This window comes from Streptomyces sp. V4I23 (assembly GCF_030817975.1).
Lineage (GTDB): Bacteria > Actinomycetota > Actinomycetes > Streptomycetales > Streptomycetaceae > Streptomyces.
Map to the genome: position 1 here is coordinate 5,681,753 of NZ_JAUSZW010000004.1, position 16,429 is coordinate 5,698,181.

Here is a 16,429-nt window from a genome sequence, read left to right on the forward strand (position 1 = left end):
GGGCGCGCGTCACGTCTTCCGGCGGAACCTCGCGACCGCGAGCGGCGCCGTGACCAGCGTGATGCCCGCCGCCCACGCCAGCGTCATCCACACCGAGTGGGCCACCGGCCCGCCGTTGACCAGATTCCGTGCCGCATCCGCGAGGTTGGACAGCGGGTTGTAGTCGGTGAAGGTCTCCAGCCACCCCGGCATCGACGACGTCGGTGCGAAGATCGACGAACCGAACTGCAGCGGCATCAGCACCATCATCGCCACCCCTTGGACGGCCTGGGCGGACTGGACGGTCAGCCCGACGAGAATGAAGATCCACATCAGCGAGACGCCGAACAGCAGCGACAGGCCCACCGCGCCGAGCAGGTGGAGGACGGACGTCTGCACCTCCAGGCCGAGCACGAAGCCCATGCCCAGCAGAATCGTGATCGCGACGACCATCCGGCCCACCTCGACGACGATCTTCGCGACGAGGACGGACGACCGGGCGATGGGCATCGTCCGGAACCGGTCCATCACGCCCTTCTTGACGTCGTCGTTGACCCCGATGCCGACGGCCATCGCGATGTTCAGGCCCGTCATGGCCATCAGCCCGGGCACCAGGTAGTCGACGTACACGTCCTGGTTGCCGCTGCCGGAGATCGCGCCGCCGAAGACGTACACGAACAGCAGGATGAAGACGACGGGCATCAGCAGGGCGTCGAACATCGACTGCGGATCCTGCTTGATCTGCAGGACGTTGCGGCGTACGAGCGCGCCGATGTGCCGCAGATCGGCGCGCAGCCCGATCCGTCCCTCCCCCGCGGGGACGGTGGAGGCGGCGGGTGCGGTCAGTGGTGCCGCGCTCATGCCGCGACCTCCTCGCGAATCGTGCCGGACGCACCGGCCTCGTCGGTGGCCGGCGGCGCCTTCGCGCCGGTGACGGCGAGGAACACCTCGTCCAGGCCGGGCAGATGCGTGCCGATGTGCGCGATGCCGTAGCCGCCCCCGCCCAGCAGGCCGACGACCGCGGTCAGTTGCTCGTCGCTGAGGATCGGCACGGTGAGCCGCCCCTCGTCGGCGAGGATCTGCACACCGCCGACGCCGTCCAGCCCCGCCTCGCTCACCGCCCTTGCCATGCCGGTCAATTGGGCCGGGTCGCTGGGCCTGATCTCCAGGGTGCGGCCGCCGACCTTGGCCTTCAGTTCGTCCACCGCGCCGTGCGCGATGACCTGCCCGCGGTCGATGACGGTCAGCTCGCTCGCGAGCTGCTCGGCCTCCTGCATGTACTGCGTGGTGAGCAGAACGGTCGCCCCCTCGGCGACCATGTGCCGTACCTCGTCCCACACTTCGTTGCGGGTGCGCGGGTCGAGGCCGGTCGTCGGCTCGTCCAGGTACAGCACGGCCGGCCGGTTGATCATCGAGGCGGCGAGGTCGAGCCGGCGGCGCATGCCGCCCGAGTAGGTCGCCGCGGCCCGCCCGGCGGCCTCGGTGAGCGAGAAGCGCTCCAGCATCTCGTCGGCCCGCCGGCGCGCCTCCCGGCGCGGCAGGTCCAGCAGCCGCCCGATCATGTACAGGTTCTCCCAGCCGGACAGCTTCTCGTCCACGGAGGCGTACTGGCCGGTGAGACCGATGGTGCGGCGCAGCTGCCGTGACTGGCGTACGACGTCGTAGCCCGCGACGGTCGCCCGCCCGGCGTCGGGGACGATCAGGGTCGACAGGCAGCGTACGAGGGTGGTCTTGCCGGCGCCGTTGGGTCCGAGGACGCCGAGGACCGTGCCCTCGCGGACGTCGAGGTCCACCCCGTCCAGCGCCTTCGTCTCGCCGTAGTGCTTCACGAGGCCCCGGACCTCGACGGCGTTCTTGTCGGTGCGTGTCATGCGGTCCACGGTGGCGGGAGGCACCGACAGACCGCCGACAGAAAGCCGACACGTGGCCGGCATACCGCCGACGGCCGGTGTGCGCGCAGGTCAGGCGCCGGACTTCGCGTAATCCCCGAAGCCGACCCAGTCGAGCATGACGCACGGCTCGTCGCCGACGACGTAGGCGTCGTGCCCGGGGGCGATGGTGACGAACTGGCCCGGTTCCGCCTCGGTCGTCTCGCCGTCGTCCATGGTGATCTTCATCCGGCCGCTGACGACGTATCCCACATGGGACGCCATGCAGCTGTCCGTCCCGGCGAGGGGCTTGACGTGGGTGGACCAGCGCCACCCCGGCTCGAAGACCGCCCGGCCGACCGGCCCCTGGTCCGTGTTGAGGAGGTCGAGCCTTCCCTTGCCCTCCGTGAATTCCCGTGTCTCGTCGGCCTTGTCGAACGTCCTGCTCACAATTCCGGCCATGGTCATCCGCCTCCTGGCGGCTTTACGGCATATCCCCGAGACCACTTTCCACAGTACGCCGAAGGCCCCTGCCGCAGCCTCACCCGGACATGCCGACAGCCCGCCGACGGGGGAAGATCGGCGGGCTGTCGTCCGTACCGGCAGTGGTCAGTGGAAGGTGTGCTCCTCGGCGGGGAACGCCCCGCCCTGGACGTCCTCGGCGAACGCCTGCGCCGCGTCGCCCAGGACGCGGCGCAGGTCCGCGTACTGCTTGGTGAAGCGCGGCACCTTGCCGCCCGTCAGGCCCGCCATGTCGGTCCACACGAGGACCTGGGCGTCCGTGTCCGGTCCCGCGCCGATGCCGACGGTCGGGATGTGCAGGGAGCGGGTGACCTCGGCGGCGAGCTCGGCAGGCACCAGTTCCAGCACGACGGCGAACGCGCCCGCGTCCTGCGCCGCCTTGGCGTCGCGGATCAGCCGGTGGGCGGCCTCGTCGCCGCGGCCCTGCACGCGGTAGCCCATGGTGTTCACGGACTGCGGGGTCAGGCCCAGGTGGGAGACGACCGGGATGCCGGACTCGACGATCAGCTCGGTCTGCGCGAGCGAGCGCTCGCCGCCCTCCAGCTTGACCGCGCCCACGCCCGCTTCCTTGACGAGCCGGGTCGCGTTGCGCAGGGCCTGGACCGGGCCCTCCTGGTACGAGCCGAACGGCAGGTCGCCGACGATCAGGGCGCGCTTGGTGCCCCGGACGACGGCGGCGGAGAGCAGCGTCATCTCGTCCATCGTCACGGGGACGGTGGTCTCGTAACCGAGGTGACAGTTGCCCATCGAGTCACCGACGAGCATGACCGGGATGCCGGCCTCGTCGAAGACGGACGCGGTCATCGCGTCGTACGCGGTGAGCATGGCCCACTTCTCGCCGCGCTCCTTGGCGGCGGTGATGTCGTGGACGGTGATGCGCCGCCTCTGCGAGCCGCCGTAGAGCGCCTTGCTGTCGGAGGGGCGGGCGGCGGGCTGGGTCTGCGCAGCCTGAAGCGTCATGGCTGATCCGGCTCCTTGTTGTCATCTCGAGGCGCCCTGACGGCGTCCCCGGACCGCCTCCATGGTGGCACTACGTGCCGCCCGGACGGAAGAGGACCCGTTCGCGGAGTTTCTATACGAGACGGTGTCGTATCCAAATGGTTAGGGTGGTTCCATGACCAGCCCCTCCGGGGCCGCCACGGCGCCCCGCGTACCCGAGGCCGTCCACCGCAGACGGTGGGCGACCCTCGCCGTCCTGATGCTCAGCCTGCTGATCGTGGTACTGGACAACTCGATCCTGAACGTGGCGGTGCGGACGATCGCCGCGCCACCGCCCACCGGCCTCGGCGCCACCCAGGGGCAGCTGGAGTGGGCGATCAACGCGTACACGCTCGTCTTCGCCGGACTGCTCTTCACGGCGGGACTGCTCGGCGACCGCATCGGCCGCAAGAAGGTGCTGCTCTTCGGCACCACCGTCTTCGGCGTGGGGTCGGCGCTCGCCGCGTTCTCCGCCTCTCCCGTCGAGCTGATCGCCTACCGGGCCATGATGGGCCTCGGCTCGGCCTTCGTCATGCCGGCCACGCTCGCCGTCCTGATGAACGTCTTCGAGCGCGACGAACAGCCCAAGGCGATCGGCATCTGGACCGGCAGCGTCGGCGTCGCCGTCGCGATCGGCCCGATCACCGGAGGACTGCTGCTGGAGCACTTCTGGTGGGGCTCGATCTTCCTGGTCAACGTGCCGGTCGTGATCATCGCCCTGGTGGCGATGGTCCTGCTGGTCCCCGAGTCGAAGGACCCGGATCCGGGCCGTATGGACCCGCTCGGCGTCGTCCTGTCCATCATCGGCCTCGTCCTTCTGGTGTCCGGCATCATCCACGGCGGCGAGCTCGCCGACTTCACCGCCCCCTCCGTGGTCCTCCCTCTCCTGGCCGGCGTGGTGGTGCTGGCCGGCTTCGTGCTGCACGAGAAGCGGAGCGACCACCCGGCGATCGACATGTCGTACTTCGGCAGGCCGGCGTTCGCCGCCTCCATCGCCGCGGGCGCCCTGGGCTTCTTCGCGCTCATGGGCGTGACCTTCATCTCCGCGTTCTACCTGCAGAGCGTGCGGGGCCACAGCGCGCTGGAGGCCGGGATGCTGATGGTGCCGCTGGCGGTGACGCAGGTGGTGTTCGCCCCGCGGGCCCGCCTGGTCGTGGACCGCTACGGCGCACGTGGCGTGTGCGCGGTGGGCATGCTGATGGTCGCGGCGGGACTCGGCTCGTTCGGGTTCTTCGACGCGTCGACGCCGCTGTGGGTGCTGGAGGCCGTCTTCTTCGTCCAGGGCACGGGCATGGCGCACGTCATGACGCCGGTGACGGTGGCCGTGATGCAGACGCTGCCGAGGGAGAAGGCCGGTTCGGGCTCGGCGATCAACAACACCTTCCGGCAGGTGGGCGGCGCCCTGGGCGTCGCTGTGCTCGGCTCGGCGCTGTCCGCGCACTACCGGGGCGAGATCGAGCCCTACCTGACCGGCCTGTCGACCGGGGCGCGGGAGGCGGCGGGCGAGTCGGTCGAGTCGACGCTCGCCGCGGCGCAGCGCCTGGGCCCCGCGGGCAAGGCGCTGACGGCCCCGGCGCACGAGGCGTTCCTGAGCGCGATGCACCTGACGGCGCTCGGTTCGGCGGGCGTGGCGGTGATCGGCGCGGTGGTGGTGGCGTTGTTCCTGCCCGGCCGGGTCGGGCCACGGGCGGAGCAGCCCGAGCCCGAGCAGGTGCCGGTGAGGACCGAGCCACCAGGGGAGTGAGCAGCGTGGGGAGCCTGCGGGAGAATGGCCGGATGGCGGCGAGAGGCGGAGCGACGGTGCCACCCGGGCAGCAGCACGGCACGCACGGGCGGGACGGGCGGGGGTCGGACGCGCGCGGGTCCGGCCCCGGCGCGCATGCCCACGGAGGGGACGCGCGGGGGTCCGGCTCCGGGGCACACGCGCACGGGCCGGACGCGGGGAAGCCGGGCACCCAGGCGCACACCCACCAGGCCGCCGCGCCGCCGGCCCGCCGCGGGCGGCCCCGCAGCGAGGCCGTCGAGCGGTCCATCATCGACGCCGTCGTCCGCCTCCTCGAAGAGGGCGTGGCCATCTCCGACCTCTCCATCGAGCGCATCGCCCGCACCGCCGGGGTCGGCAAGGCCACCATCTACCGCCGCTGGGAGGGCAAGGAGTCCCTCCTCGTCGACGTCGTCCGCTCCATGGAGCCCGTGGACCCGCCCCTTCCCGGCACCTCCGTACGCGACGACCTCGTGGCCCTCGTCGAGATGCTGCGCCGGCGCGGCCTCGCCAAGCGCTCCTCCGCCCTCCTGCACAACGTCTTCGCGCAGATGCAGAGCTATCCCCGCCTCTGGGAGATGTATCACCGCATCGCCGTCACTCCCCGCCGCGAGCGCATGGACGCCGTCCTGCGGCGCGGCGCGGCGTCGAGAACGGGGAGATACGCGACGACGTCGACTTCGACCTGCTCGGCGACATGTTCGTGGGCCCCATGCTCGTACGCACTGTGCTGCGGCCCGAGTCGACGCCCGGACCGGGCAGCGCCGAGCGGATCGTGGACACCGTGCTGCGCGGAGTGCGGCCGCCCGGCTGAACGCGGCGTGTGAATGTGCGCGTTCTGTCACAGCCGCCCCACCTGGGCCGATACCAGGAACCCCGGATACGGGCCCGTCGTCATCGTCGCAGTAGGGCCGTCCGCGGACGGCGGAGTGACCACCGGTCATCCCCTAGGGTGCCGAGGGGGCCCACGGGACCCCGGACTGCCCGACGGCCTAGGGTCCTTCGAGGAAAGGGGCCCGAGGCCCGGGGGAGCGGCGCGGCGCGACCACCGGTGTGACAGCAAGGCAGTGAGGACAGCTTCTATGGCGCAGGCGTACACGGCGGAGACGGGGAACGGCACGGTGGGGACGCGGCCATCCGGACCCCGCTTCCGGAGCGAGCGCTGGCGCGGCGACCAGGGCATCTGGCGGCGGGGCATTTTGCTCGCGCTGTTCGCCGTACTGGTGGCGTTCCTGATGATCCTGCACGCGCAGATCCCCAACCGGATCGGCAACCTCGGCAGCCTCACCGAGACGTTCCTGCCCTGGCTCGGCCTGTTCGTGCCGCTGATCCTCGTCGGCGCGCTGGTGCGCCGCTCGGCCACGGCGCTGATCGCGCTGCTCCTGCCGCTCGTGGTCTGGCTCAACCTGTTCGGCGGCCTGCTCACGGGCAAGTCGTCGGCGAGCGGCGGCGATCTGACGGTCGCCACCCACAACGTGAACGCCGGCAACCCCGACCCGGCCGCCACCGCCTCGGACGTCGCGGCCTCGGGAGCGGACGTGCTCGCGTTGCAGGAGCTGCCGGGCGGTCAGGTGGCGGCGTACGAGAAGGCCCTGGCGAAGACGTACAGGTACCACGCGGTCGAGGGCACGGTCGGGCTGTGGAGCAAGTACCCGCTCTCGGGTACGGCGCCGGTGGACATCCGGCTGGGCTGGACCCGCGCGATGCGCGCGACGGTGGCGGCGCCGGGCGGCGAGGTGGCCGTGTACGTGGCGCACCTGCCGTCGGTGCGCGTGAAGATGAACGCGGGCTTCACGGCCAACCAGCGGGACAACAGCGCGGACGCGCTGGGGGAGGCGATCGCGCGGGAGGGCCTCGACCGTGTGGTGCTGCTCGGCGACCTCAACGGCACGATGAACGACCGCTCCCTGAACGCGGTCACGTCGCAGATGCGCTCGACGCAGGGGGCGGCGGGGGACGGCTTCGGCTTCAGCTGGCCGGCGGCGCTTCCGATGGCGCGGATCGACCAGATCATGGTGCGGGGGGTGGAGCCGGTGTCGTCGTGGACCCTGCCGAGGACGGCCAGCGACCACTTGCCGATCGCGGCCCGCGTCAGTCTGTGACGTTCCCCACCCCGCCCCTTCCCTGACCCGGGGCTCCGCCCCGGACCCGGCACGGCCCTGCCGGGCCGTCCTGTCGGGGCTCCGCCCCGGGCCCCGCGCCTCAAGCGCCGGCGGGGCTGGATTCGGCGGTCTTGTCGGGGCTCCGCCCCGGACCCGGCACCGGCCTGGGCGTGCGGTCTCGTCGGGGCTCCGCCCCGGACCCCGGCCTCAAGCGCCGGGGGGCTGGAGTGGGGCGGTCCTGTCGGGCTGCGCCCCCGGCCCCCGCCGGCCTGGCGATGTCCCGCGCGGGCGCCCCGCTCACGACCGCCGGGCGTCGCGGTACGGGGTCCGGGGCCTGCCCCGGTTGCGGGAAGGGGCGGGGTGGGGGAGGAAAACCTCGCGCAACCCACCGTTCACCGCCGGGAACAAAACATCTGAGACCATTTGTTCCGAGAACGAACTTACTCGGAAAGGCTCTCCCCTCATGCCCTTGGCGCTACTCGCCCTCGCCGTATCCGCCTTCGGCATCGGAACCACCGAATTCGTCATGATGGGCCTCCTGCCCAACGTCGCCGACGACCTCGGCACCTCCGTCCCCACGGCCGGCCACCTCGTCTCCGCCTACGCCCTCGGCGTAGTCATAGGAGCCCCGCTTCTGACCGCCCTCGGCTCCCGCGTGCCCCGCAAGCGGATGCTCCTGCTGCTCATGGCGCTCTTCACCCTGGGGAACCTCGCCTCCGCGCTCGCCCCCGGCTTCGGCACCCTCCTCGCGGGCCGCGTCCTCGCCGGGCTGCCGCACGGCGCGTTCTTCGGCGTCGGCGCCGTCGTCGCCGCCCGGCTGGTCCGTGAGAACCGGCAGGCCCGCGCCGTCGCCACGATGTTCCTCGGACTGACCGTCGCCAACGTCGTCGGCGTCCCCGCCGCCACCGCACTCGGCCAGCACCTCGGCTGGCGCGCCACGTTCCTCGTCGTCACCGCCATCGGCCTCCTCGCGATGGCCGCGCTCGCCCGGCTCGTCCCGTACATGCCGCTCGACGCCCACCAGAGCGTCGGCCGGGAGCTGCGCGCACTCGGCGACAGGCAGGTCGTCCTCGGCCTGCTGACCGCCGTCTTCGGGTTCGCCGGCGTCTTCGCCGTGTACGCGTACCTGGCCTCGATGACCACCGAGGCCATGGGCCTCGCGGAGGCGTCCGTCACACTCGTGCTCGCCCTGTTCGGCATCGGCATGACACTGGGCGCGCTCGTCGCGGGGCCGCTCACCGACCGGGCGCTGCGCCCGACCCTGTACGGCTCCCTCGCCGCGCTCGCCCTCGTCCTGGTCGCGTTCCCCTTCACCGTGCACACCACGTGGCTCGCGCTCACGGCCGTCGTCGTCCTCGGCGCGGTCGGCTTCCTGACCACCACCCCGCTGCAGATGCTGGTGATGCGCAAGGCGCAGGACGCCCCGACGCTCGCCTCGGCCTCCAACCACTCGGCGTTCAACCTCGCCAACGCGGGCGGCGCCTGGCTCGGCGGCGCGGCCATCGCGGCCGGCTGGGGCTGGACGTCGCCGGCCTTCGTCGGCGCGGTCCTGGCCGTCGTGGGTCTCGCGATCGCCGCCGCGGCCGGACTGCTCGACCGCGACGGAAAGGGGGCCTCCCGCGTGATCGCCGCAGGAAGCCCCGGTACAGCGGAGCCGGTCAGCTCGTCGTCTCGCGCCACCGGTTCGTGATCGGCAGCCGCCGGTCCTTGCCGAAGCCCTTGGCCGAGATCTTGGTGCCCGGCGGGTACTGGCGCCGCTTGTACTCCGCCGTGTCCACCAGCCGCAGCGTCTTCGTCACCAGCTCCTCGTCGAAGCCGGCCGCGACGATCGCGTCCTTGCCCTGGTCGCGGTCGACGTACAGCTCCAGGAGGCGGTCCAGCAGGTCGTAGTCGGGCAGCGAGTCGGTGTCCACCTGGCCCGGACGCAGCTCGGCGCTCGGCGGCTTGGTGATCGACGCCTCCGGGATCGGCGGGGTCTGGCCGCGTTCCTCGGCGGCGCGGTTGCGCCACTGCGCGAGCCGGAAGACGGACGTCTTGTAGACGTCCTTGATCGGCCCGTACGCCCCGACCGAGTCGCCGTACAGCGTCGAATAGCCCACGGCCAGCTCGGACTTGTTGCCCGGCGCGAGCACGATGTGGCCCTCCTGGTTGGACAGGGCCATCAGCATCGTCCCGCGCAGCCGCGACTGGAGGTTCTCCTCGGCCAGCCCGGTGAGCCCCAGCGAGCTCATGTACGCGTCGAACATCGGCTCGATCGGCACGGTCCGGAAGTTCAGCCCGGTCCGGCGCGCGAGCTCGGCGGCGTCGCCCTTGGAGTGGTCGGAGCTGTACTTGGACGGCATCGAGACGCCGTACACGTTCTGCGCGCCGAGGGCGTCGCACGCGATGGCCGCGACGAGGGCGGAGTCGATGCCGCCGGAGAGGCCGACGAGGACGGACCGGAAGCCGTTCTTGGCGGCGTACGCGCGCAGGCCGACGACCAGCGCGGAGTACACCTCCTCGTCGTCGTCGAGCCGGTCGGCGTACCCGCCGGTGAGCTCGGCCTCGTACGCGGGAAGCGGCTCCTCGGACAGCACGACGCGGTCGACGGTCAGGCCGTCGTCCACGACACCGGTGGGCGCGTCGGCGGCGGCCGCGGGCAGGTCCAGGTCCAGTACGACGCAGCCCTCGGCGAACTGCGGGGCACGGGCGATCACTTCGCCGTCGGCGCCCACGACGATGGAGTCGCCGTCGAAGACGAGCTCGTCCTGCCCGCCGATCATGGCCAGGTACGCGATGGTGCAGCCGGCCTCCTGGGCGCGCTTGCGCACCAGCTCCAGGCGGGTGTCGTCCTTCTCGCGCTCGTACGGCGAGGCGTTGATCGAGACCAGCAGGCCGGCCTTCGCACTGCGGGCCGCCGGCACGCGGCCGCCGTCCTGCCACAGGTCCTCGCAGATCGCGAGCGCGACGTCGACGCCGTGGACGCGGACGACCGGCATGGTGTCGCCCGGCACGAAGTACCGGAACTCGTCGAAGACGCCGTAGTTGGGCAGGTGGTGCTTGGCGAAGGTCAGCACCACCTCGCCGCCGTGCAGCACGGCACCGGCGTTCTGCGGAGCGCCGGCGGGCTGGCCGTACTTGGGCTGGGCCGTGTCGGAGCGGTCCAGGTAGCCGACGACGACCGGCAGGTCCCCGAACCCCTCGGCGGCGAGCCGCGAGGCGAGCGCCCGCAGCGCGGCGCGGGACGCCTCGACGAAGGACGAGCGCAGGGCCAGGTCCTCGACGGGGTACCCGGTGAGCACCATCTCGGGGAACGCGACGAGGTGCGCCCCCTGCTCGGCGGCGTGCCGGGTCCACTGGACGATGGCCTCGGCGTTGCCGGCGATGTCGCCGACGGTCGAGTCGATCTGGTTCAGAGCGATGCGTAGTTGAGGCACGCGGCTCAGTGTAATCGTCTTTCTGACGCGATGTCTCGGGACGGGGGCGAGCGGCTCGTGCCGGCAGGCGCCGTACCGACAACCACCCGCACCCCGCGGCGAGGGGCCGCGGGTGCGGGTGGTCGTCCGGCCGCCGGACCGCACCCCGCGCAGTCGTCCGGCCGCCGGGACCCGCGGCGCGCAGCGCACGCACAGGCCCGGGGCGTCGGTGCGGCACGAGCGCGCCGCACCGACAGGCCGCTACGAACGAGGTCCGGTCGCCGCGTACACGCGTTCCGCCCAGCCCGCGATCTGGTCCTCGTTGAGGTGCTGTGCCAGATCGGCCTCGCTGATCATGCCCACCAGCCGCTTGTTCTCGATCACCGGCAGGCGGCGGATCTGGTGGCCCTGCATCTCGCGCAGCACCTCCTCGACGTCGGCGCCCGCGTCGATCCAGCGCGGCGTGCCCTTGGCCATCTCGCCCGCCGTCACCTTCGACGGGTCGTGCCCCATGGCGACACAGCCCACGACGATGTCACGGTCGGTGAGGATGCCGCAGAGGCGTTCGTCGGCGTCCGCGATGGGCAGAGCGCCCACGTTCATCTCGCGCATCATCTGTGCGGCGCGGTCGAGGGTCTCGTGCGCGGGAATCCACTGGGCCCCCGCGTGCATGATGTCTTTGGCCGTGGTCATCGAACGTGCCTCCTGGATGCCGAAAGACCCCGAGCCATCCCATTGTGGTTGCGCCTTTCGGCGTACGCGACCGCACGCGCCCCCGGCCGCGAAGCATGCGGGCCCGGCCCCGTCACCACGCGGGCCCGGCCCCGTCACCACGCGGGCCCGGCCCCGTCACCACGCGGTGACGGGCCGGGCCCGCGGTCTTCCGTACGGTCAGGCGAGCGGCTCGGCGCCGCGCTTCTTCAGCAGGCCGACCATCAGCTCGATCTCCGAGCGCTGCGCGTCCACCATGCCCTGCGCCAGATCGCGCTCCGTGCCGACGGTGCACAGGTCCACGCAGCCCTGGGCCATGGCCACACCGCCGTTGTGGTGGTTGATCATCAGCTGGAGGTAGAAGACCTCCGCCTGCCGGCCGCTGAGCCCGCCCAGCCGCTCCAGCTCGTCCTTCGTCGCCATGCCCGGCATCAGCCGGCCGTCCTCCGCCGCGCCGCCGGCGTGGCCCGAGCCGTGTCCGCCGTGGGCGGAGCCGTCTTTGGACGAGGCGGCGTCCGTGCCCTGGTGCATCCATTCCATCGGCTCGCGGCCGGCGACGACCTTGGGCAGCTCCCACAGGTCGAGCCAGCCCAGCATCATGCCGCGCTGGTTGGCCTGCGTGTTGGCGATGTCGTACGCGAGCCTGCGCACCTCCTCGTCCTTCGTCCGGTCCCGGACGATGAACGACATCTCCACCGCCTGCTGATGGTGGACCGACATGTCCCGGGCGAAGCCGGCATCCGCCGAATCCCCGGTGGGCGTACGCGCGGCGGACGTGTCCCCGCCCGCGGAGGCCACCGTGGCGGCCCCGGCGAACAGCAGCGCGAGCACGACCGCGGTGATCGCGGCCCAGTGCGTGCGCGTCATGCCGCTCACTTCCCGCTCAGCCCGCCCGTGCAGGCCGCACCGGGCTCGGGCGTCTGCGGACCCTGCACGTACTTGGTGAAGAACTGGTTCACGCGCGGGTCGTCGGCCGAGTCGACCGTGACCTGCTTGCCCCAGGCGCTCAGCATGATCGCGCCCTTCTGGTCCTTGTACGGGCTCATCAGCGAGTACGGGGTCTTCTTGACCTTCTCGCCGAGCTTCTTCACATCGGCCTCGGCGGCCTTGTCGGTGTACGTCACCCAGACCGCGCCGTGCTCCAGCGAGTGGACGGCGTTCACGTCCGCGACGGGCTCGGTGTAGACGTCGCCGTTGCAGTTCATCCACACCTGGTGGTGGTCGCCGCCGACCGGCGGGGCCATCTCGTACGTCACCTGGGCCTCGACGTGGTTGCGGCCCAGCTTCTTGGCGTCCCAGGTCTGCTCGCCGGTGACCGGGGCCTTGGCCGCGGCCACCTCCTGGTCCTTCTCGTCGGACTTCTTGTCGAGCACGAAGGCGCCGAAGCCGACGAGCGCGGCGACGACGACGGTGCTGAGAGTGATCGTGATGATGCGGTTGCGGCGCTCGCGGGCCTGCTCGGCGCGGCGCATCTGCTCTATTCGGGCCCGGCGGTCGTTGGTCGTGTTGCGGGAAGCCATCGTGGGTCGTCCTTCGTGAGGTCTGCGGGGGGTGTCTGTCGGTGCGCGGGAAGTGAGCGGGCGGACTACGCCCGCAGCACTTGAAGGACGTGCAGGTCGGGGGCCCGGGGCAGGGCACCGGTCCGAGGCGGTCCGCCGCCGTCGGCCGGCGCCGCCGTGTACGGGAGCCCGACGGCCGCGGCCAGGGGGGCGTCGAGCGGGGGCGCGGTGAGCACGGCCGGACTCAGCACCGGCAGCAGACCGCAGTCGCCCCGGTCGTACGGACAGCCGAACACGGCCGAGGGCTCGGGGCCGCCACCGGTGGCACCGGGTGCCCGCACGGCCGCGGCCTCGTGTGCCACCCCCTGGTGGGGCGCGGGCGCCGACGGGCCCAGGCAGATGAAGAGCGCACCGAGCAGCGTCGCCACGCAGCTCAGCAGAGCCGTGGGACGCGCACTGCGCGAGACGCGGTCGCTCCGCGAACCCCTCATGGCCCGAGATCGTAGTAGGCGCACGGGCGGTGCAGGCCGGACGGGGAGGGAAACCTCACGGGTCGGGGCGGACAACCGGCGCGAACCGCTCGAAGGCCCCGGCGCACGAAGCGACGGGCCACTCAAGGCGCCCGTGAGGACCTTCACAGGGGCCCGGGAGGAGTGAGGCACCCCCTCAGGGTCGTCTCCGGATGTGCCCTGGCCCACAATGGGCACAACCGCCCTGCGCAACCTGCCCGAAACCCGTGAGTGGCATCCTCGGAGCGGGTAGGCAGGCGGCAGACAGGCGGCGGGACCGGCAAGGAATGGTGGAAATGGATAAGCAGCAGGAATTCGTGCTCCGCACGCTCGAGGAGCGCGACATCCGCTTCGTGCGCCTGTGGTTCACCGACGTGCTCGGCTTCCTCAAGTCCGTCGCCGTGGCCCCCGCCGAGCTGGAGCAGGCCTTCGACGAGGGCATCGGCTTCGACGGCTCCGCGATCGAGGGCTTCGCGCGCGTCTACGAGTCGGACATGATCGCCAAGCCGGACCCCGGCACCTTCCAGATCCTGCCGTGGCGCGCGGAGGCGCCCGGCACCGCCCGGATGTTCTGCGACATCCTGATGCCCGACGGGTCGCCGTCCTTCGCGGACCCGCGCTTCGTGCTGAAGCGCATCCTCGCCAAGACCTCCGACCTGGGCTTCACCTTCTACACGCACCCGGAGATCGAGTTCTTCCTGCTGAAGGACAAGCCGGTCGACGGCAGCCGCCCCACCCCCGCGGACAGCTCCGGCTACTTCGACCACACCCCGCAGAACGTGGGCATGGACTTCCGCCGCCAGGCCATCACGATGCTGGAGTCCATGGGCATCTCGGTGGAGTTCAGCCACCACGAGGGCGCGCCGGGCCAGCAGGAGATCGACCTGCGCTACGCGGACGCGCTGTCGACGGCCGACAACATCATGACGTTCCGCCTGGTCATGAAGCAGGTCGCGCTGGAGCAGGGCGTCCAGGCCACGTTCATGCCCAAGCCGTTCTCGGAGTACCCCGGCTCCGGCATGCACACCCACCTGTCGCTCTTCGAGGGCGACCGCAACGCCTTCTACGAGTCGGGCGCCGAGTACCAGCTCTCCAAGGTCGGCCGCTCGTTCATCGCGGGCCTGCTGCGGCACGCCGCCGAGATCTCGGCCGTCACCAACCAGTGGGTCAACTCCTACAAGCGCATCTGGGGCGGCTCGGCCCGCAGCGCCGGCGCCGGCGGCGAGGCCCCCTCGTACATCTGCTGGGGCCACAACAACCGCTCCGCTCTGATCCGCGTCCCGATGTACAAGCCGGGCAAGACCGGCTCGGCCCGTATCGAGGTGCGCTCGCTGGACTCCGGCTGCAACCCGTACCTGGCGTACGCGGTCCTGCTCGCGGCGGGCCTGAAGGGCATCGAGGAGGGCTACGAGCTCCCCGCGGGCGCGGACGACGACGTGTGGGCGCTCTCCGACGCGGAGCGCCGCGCGATGGGCATCGCCCCGCTCCCGCAGAACCTGGGCGAGGCGATCGACCTGATGGAGCGCAGCGAGCTCGTGGCCGAGACGCTGGGCGAGCACGTCTTCGACTTCTTCCTGCGCAACAAGAAGCAGGAGTGGGAGGAGTACCGCTCCGAGGTCACGGCCTTCGAGCTGCGCAAGTCGCTGCCGGTGCTGTAGGGACCTTCGCGGATCCTCGGCGCGTTCCCGGCGGCTCCCGGCCGCCGGGCCTGCGGGGACCGGCCCTCTCCTCCTGCGGATGCGAAGTCCGCGGGGTGCCGTGACCCTGGGAGGGACGGGGGACCCTGCGCCGAGGAGGAAAACCCCATGTCCATGATGGACAAGATCAAGAACATGCTCAAAGGCCACCCTGAGCAGACGAACAAGGGCATCGAGAAGGGCGGCGACTACGTGGACGAGAGGACCCAGGGCAAGCACAGGCGCCACGTGGACACGGCCCAGGACAAGATGAGGGAGCAGTTCGGCAGCGGTGAGGGCGGCCGGCCCGCCCCCGGCCCCGGCCCGGACCGCGGCCCGGACGAGCCGCCGCGGGCCTGACAGCGACCCGCCGGCCCGGACCGGGGGCGCACGTCCCCGGTCCGGGCCGCTGTGTGCCGGGGGCCGTCAGGGACCGGTGAGGCGGTCCACCACCGTCGCGGTGTCGGTCACGCCGCCGATCCGCGGAAAGCCGAGCGTGACCGAGGCGCGGTGCTCCCCGGCGGTGAGCCCGGCCATCGTCCTCGGCGAAGACCAGGTCGTACCCGTGGTCGCACGCGACACGATCCGGCCCATCGGCACGAGGGCGGCACGGGAAGCGTCGATCGTCGTCATGCCGTCACGACAGGCGGCGGGCGAGGAGATGGGCCTGCGGCGTCTTCTCACCCGGTTCCGCCTCCCGCACCATCCGCGCCCGCACCTCGAAGCCGGCCGACTCCAGCTGCTCCGCGACCTGTTCGGGCATCAGCCGGTGGAAGTCGAGCGAGATCTCGTGCCCGAACCCCTCGGTGTGGCGCACGGGCTCGTGACCGACCTGGAACCCCATCAGCAGATACCCGCCGGGAGCGAGGACGCGGTGGAACTCGGCGTACACGGCGGGCCGTTGGGCGGGCGGGACATGGATGACGGAGTACCAGGCGACGAGCCCGCCGAGTGAGCCGTCGTCGAGGTCGAGCGCGGTCATGGACCCCTCGTCGAACCGCAGCCCCGGAAACGTGCGCCGGGCGAGGGCGACCATCGCGGGAGACAGGTCGATCCCCGAGATGTCCACTCCTCGCCCATCGAGATACGCGGTCGTCTCCCCCGGCCCGGACCCGACCTCGACGACGCGGCCCTCGACCAGCTCGGCGAACGCGGCGAGCGTGGCGCGGTCCAGTGGCTTCGCCTCCAAGTAGGCGCGGAACATGCCGGCGTAGTCAGCGGCGATGGCGTCGTACGAGGCGCGGGTGTCGGTGAGGAAGGCGGGCTCGTCCTCCCGGGGGCCGGTGGCGGCCTCGTTCGTCTGAGGTCCGTTCCTCTGAAGTCCGTGCGCCTGGGGCCGGCCCGTCTCGGATTCGATGGTCATGGGACGACCTTAACGGCCGCGTCGGACAGCGCGTCCTTTGTGCGGAAGCGGCCCCGCAGATGTCC

General features: G+C 71.8%; 16 protein-coding genes and 1 pseudogene. 6 read left to right on the forward strand and 11 right to left on the reverse strand.

Features of this window, described 5'->3' with window-relative positions:
* Positions 1-9 precede the first annotated feature (9 nt).
* The 4 genes from QFZ82_RS28140 to panB all read right to left on the reverse strand — a co-directional run bounded on the left by QFZ82_RS28140 (position 10) and on the right by panB (position 3,329).
* Positions 10-840 carry an ABC transporter permease gene (locus QFZ82_RS28140; RefSeq protein ID WP_307715805.1) on the reverse strand — a complete coding sequence of 277 codons (831 nt, stop codon included), beginning with the start codon at positions 838-840 and terminating at the stop codon, positions 10-12.
* A complete protein-coding gene (locus QFZ82_RS28145; RefSeq protein WP_307715806.1) occupies positions 837-1,850 on the reverse strand; it encodes an ATP-binding cassette domain-containing protein in 1,014 nt (337 codons plus the stop codon). Before QFZ82_RS28145 ends, QFZ82_RS28140 begins: the two co-directional genes overlap by 4 nt.
* Before the next feature lie 90 nt (positions 1,851-1,940).
* Positions 1,941-2,309, reverse strand: a complete 369-nt coding sequence (locus tag QFZ82_RS28150; protein ID WP_307715807.1) for a cupin domain-containing protein — start codon at positions 2,307-2,309, stop codon at positions 1,941-1,943.
* Positions 2,310-2,456: 147 nt separating this feature from the next.
* Positions 2,457-3,329: a 3-methyl-2-oxobutanoate hydroxymethyltransferase gene (gene panB, locus QFZ82_RS28155; protein WP_307715808.1), complete on the reverse strand. Its 873-nt coding sequence runs from the start codon at positions 3,327-3,329 to the stop codon at positions 2,457-2,459.
* A 154-nt stretch (positions 3,330-3,483) separates the two neighbouring features.
* Between panB and QFZ82_RS28160 the strand changes: the two genes are divergently transcribed.
* From QFZ82_RS28160 to QFZ82_RS28175, 4 genes and pseudogenes are all read left to right on the forward strand, one after another.
* Positions 3,484-5,091: an MFS transporter gene (locus tag QFZ82_RS28160; RefSeq protein ID WP_307715809.1), complete on the forward strand. Its 1,608-nt coding sequence runs from the start codon at positions 3,484-3,486 to the stop codon at positions 5,089-5,091.
* A gap of 287 nt (positions 5,092-5,378) precedes the next feature.
* Positions 5,379-5,923, forward strand: a pseudogene (locus QFZ82_RS28165) (TetR/AcrR family transcriptional regulator).
* A 268-nt stretch (positions 5,924-6,191) separates the two neighbouring features.
* Positions 6,192-7,211, forward strand: coding sequence for an endonuclease/exonuclease/phosphatase family protein (locus QFZ82_RS28170; RefSeq protein ID WP_307715810.1), 1,020 nt, complete (start codon positions 6,192-6,194; stop codon positions 7,209-7,211).
* Between the two features lie 463 nt (positions 7,212-7,674).
* Positions 7,675-8,901 carry an MFS transporter gene (locus tag QFZ82_RS28175; protein ID WP_307715811.1) on the forward strand — a complete coding sequence of 409 codons (1,227 nt, stop codon included), beginning with the start codon at positions 7,675-7,677 and terminating at the stop codon, positions 8,899-8,901.
* Here the strand turns inward: QFZ82_RS28175 and QFZ82_RS28180 are convergent.
* From QFZ82_RS28180 to QFZ82_RS28200, 5 genes are all read right to left on the reverse strand, one after another.
* Positions 8,870-10,627: an NAD+ synthase gene (locus QFZ82_RS28180; RefSeq protein ID WP_307715812.1), complete on the reverse strand. Its 1,758-nt coding sequence runs from the start codon at positions 10,625-10,627 to the stop codon at positions 8,870-8,872. The two genes, QFZ82_RS28175 and QFZ82_RS28180, sit on opposite strands and share 32 nt — an antisense overlap.
* A 240-nt stretch (positions 10,628-10,867) precedes the next feature.
* A complete protein-coding gene (locus QFZ82_RS28185; RefSeq protein WP_307715813.1) occupies positions 10,868-11,299 on the reverse strand; it encodes a CBS domain-containing protein in 432 nt (143 codons plus the stop codon).
* Positions 11,300-11,497: 198 nt separating this feature from the next.
* Complete coding sequence (locus QFZ82_RS28190; RefSeq protein ID WP_307715814.1) at positions 11,498-12,184, reverse strand: DUF305 domain-containing protein; 687 nt, start codon at positions 12,182-12,184, stop codon at positions 11,498-11,500.
* Positions 12,185-12,189: 5 nt separating this feature from the next.
* Positions 12,190-12,837: a DUF3105 domain-containing protein gene (locus QFZ82_RS28195; protein WP_307715815.1), complete on the reverse strand. Its 648-nt coding sequence runs from the start codon at positions 12,835-12,837 to the stop codon at positions 12,190-12,192.
* A gap of 65 nt (positions 12,838-12,902) precedes the next feature.
* Positions 12,903-13,307, reverse strand: coding sequence for a hypothetical protein (locus tag QFZ82_RS28200; RefSeq protein ID WP_307715816.1), 405 nt, complete (start codon positions 13,305-13,307; stop codon positions 12,903-12,905).
* A 314-nt stretch (positions 13,308-13,621) separates the two neighbouring features.
* Here QFZ82_RS28200 and QFZ82_RS28205 point away from each other — a divergent pair, with 314 nt between their 5' ends.
* Together QFZ82_RS28205 and QFZ82_RS28210 are read left to right on the forward strand one after the other, a co-directional pair.
* A complete protein-coding gene (locus tag QFZ82_RS28205) occupies positions 13,622-14,983 on the forward strand; it encodes a glutamine synthetase family protein (protein ID WP_307715817.1) in 1,362 nt (453 codons plus the stop codon).
* Positions 14,984-15,130: 147 nt separating this feature from the next.
* Positions 15,131-15,361 carry an antitoxin gene (locus QFZ82_RS28210; RefSeq protein ID WP_307715818.1) on the forward strand — a complete coding sequence of 77 codons (231 nt, stop codon included), beginning with the start codon at positions 15,131-15,133 and terminating at the stop codon, positions 15,359-15,361.
* 66 nt (positions 15,362-15,427) lie between these two features.
* Here QFZ82_RS28210 and QFZ82_RS28215 read toward each other — a convergent pair whose 3' ends face one another.
* Both QFZ82_RS28215 and QFZ82_RS28220 read right to left on the reverse strand, forming a co-directional pair.
* Positions 15,428-15,634, reverse strand: a complete 207-nt coding sequence (locus QFZ82_RS28215; RefSeq protein ID WP_307715819.1) for a hypothetical protein — start codon at positions 15,632-15,634, stop codon at positions 15,428-15,430.
* Between the two features lie 4 nt (positions 15,635-15,638).
* On the reverse strand, positions 15,639-16,364 hold the full coding sequence (locus tag QFZ82_RS28220; protein WP_307715820.1) for a class I SAM-dependent methyltransferase: 726 nt from the start codon (positions 16,362-16,364) through the stop codon (positions 15,639-15,641).
* Positions 16,365-16,429: the final 65 nt, after the last annotated feature.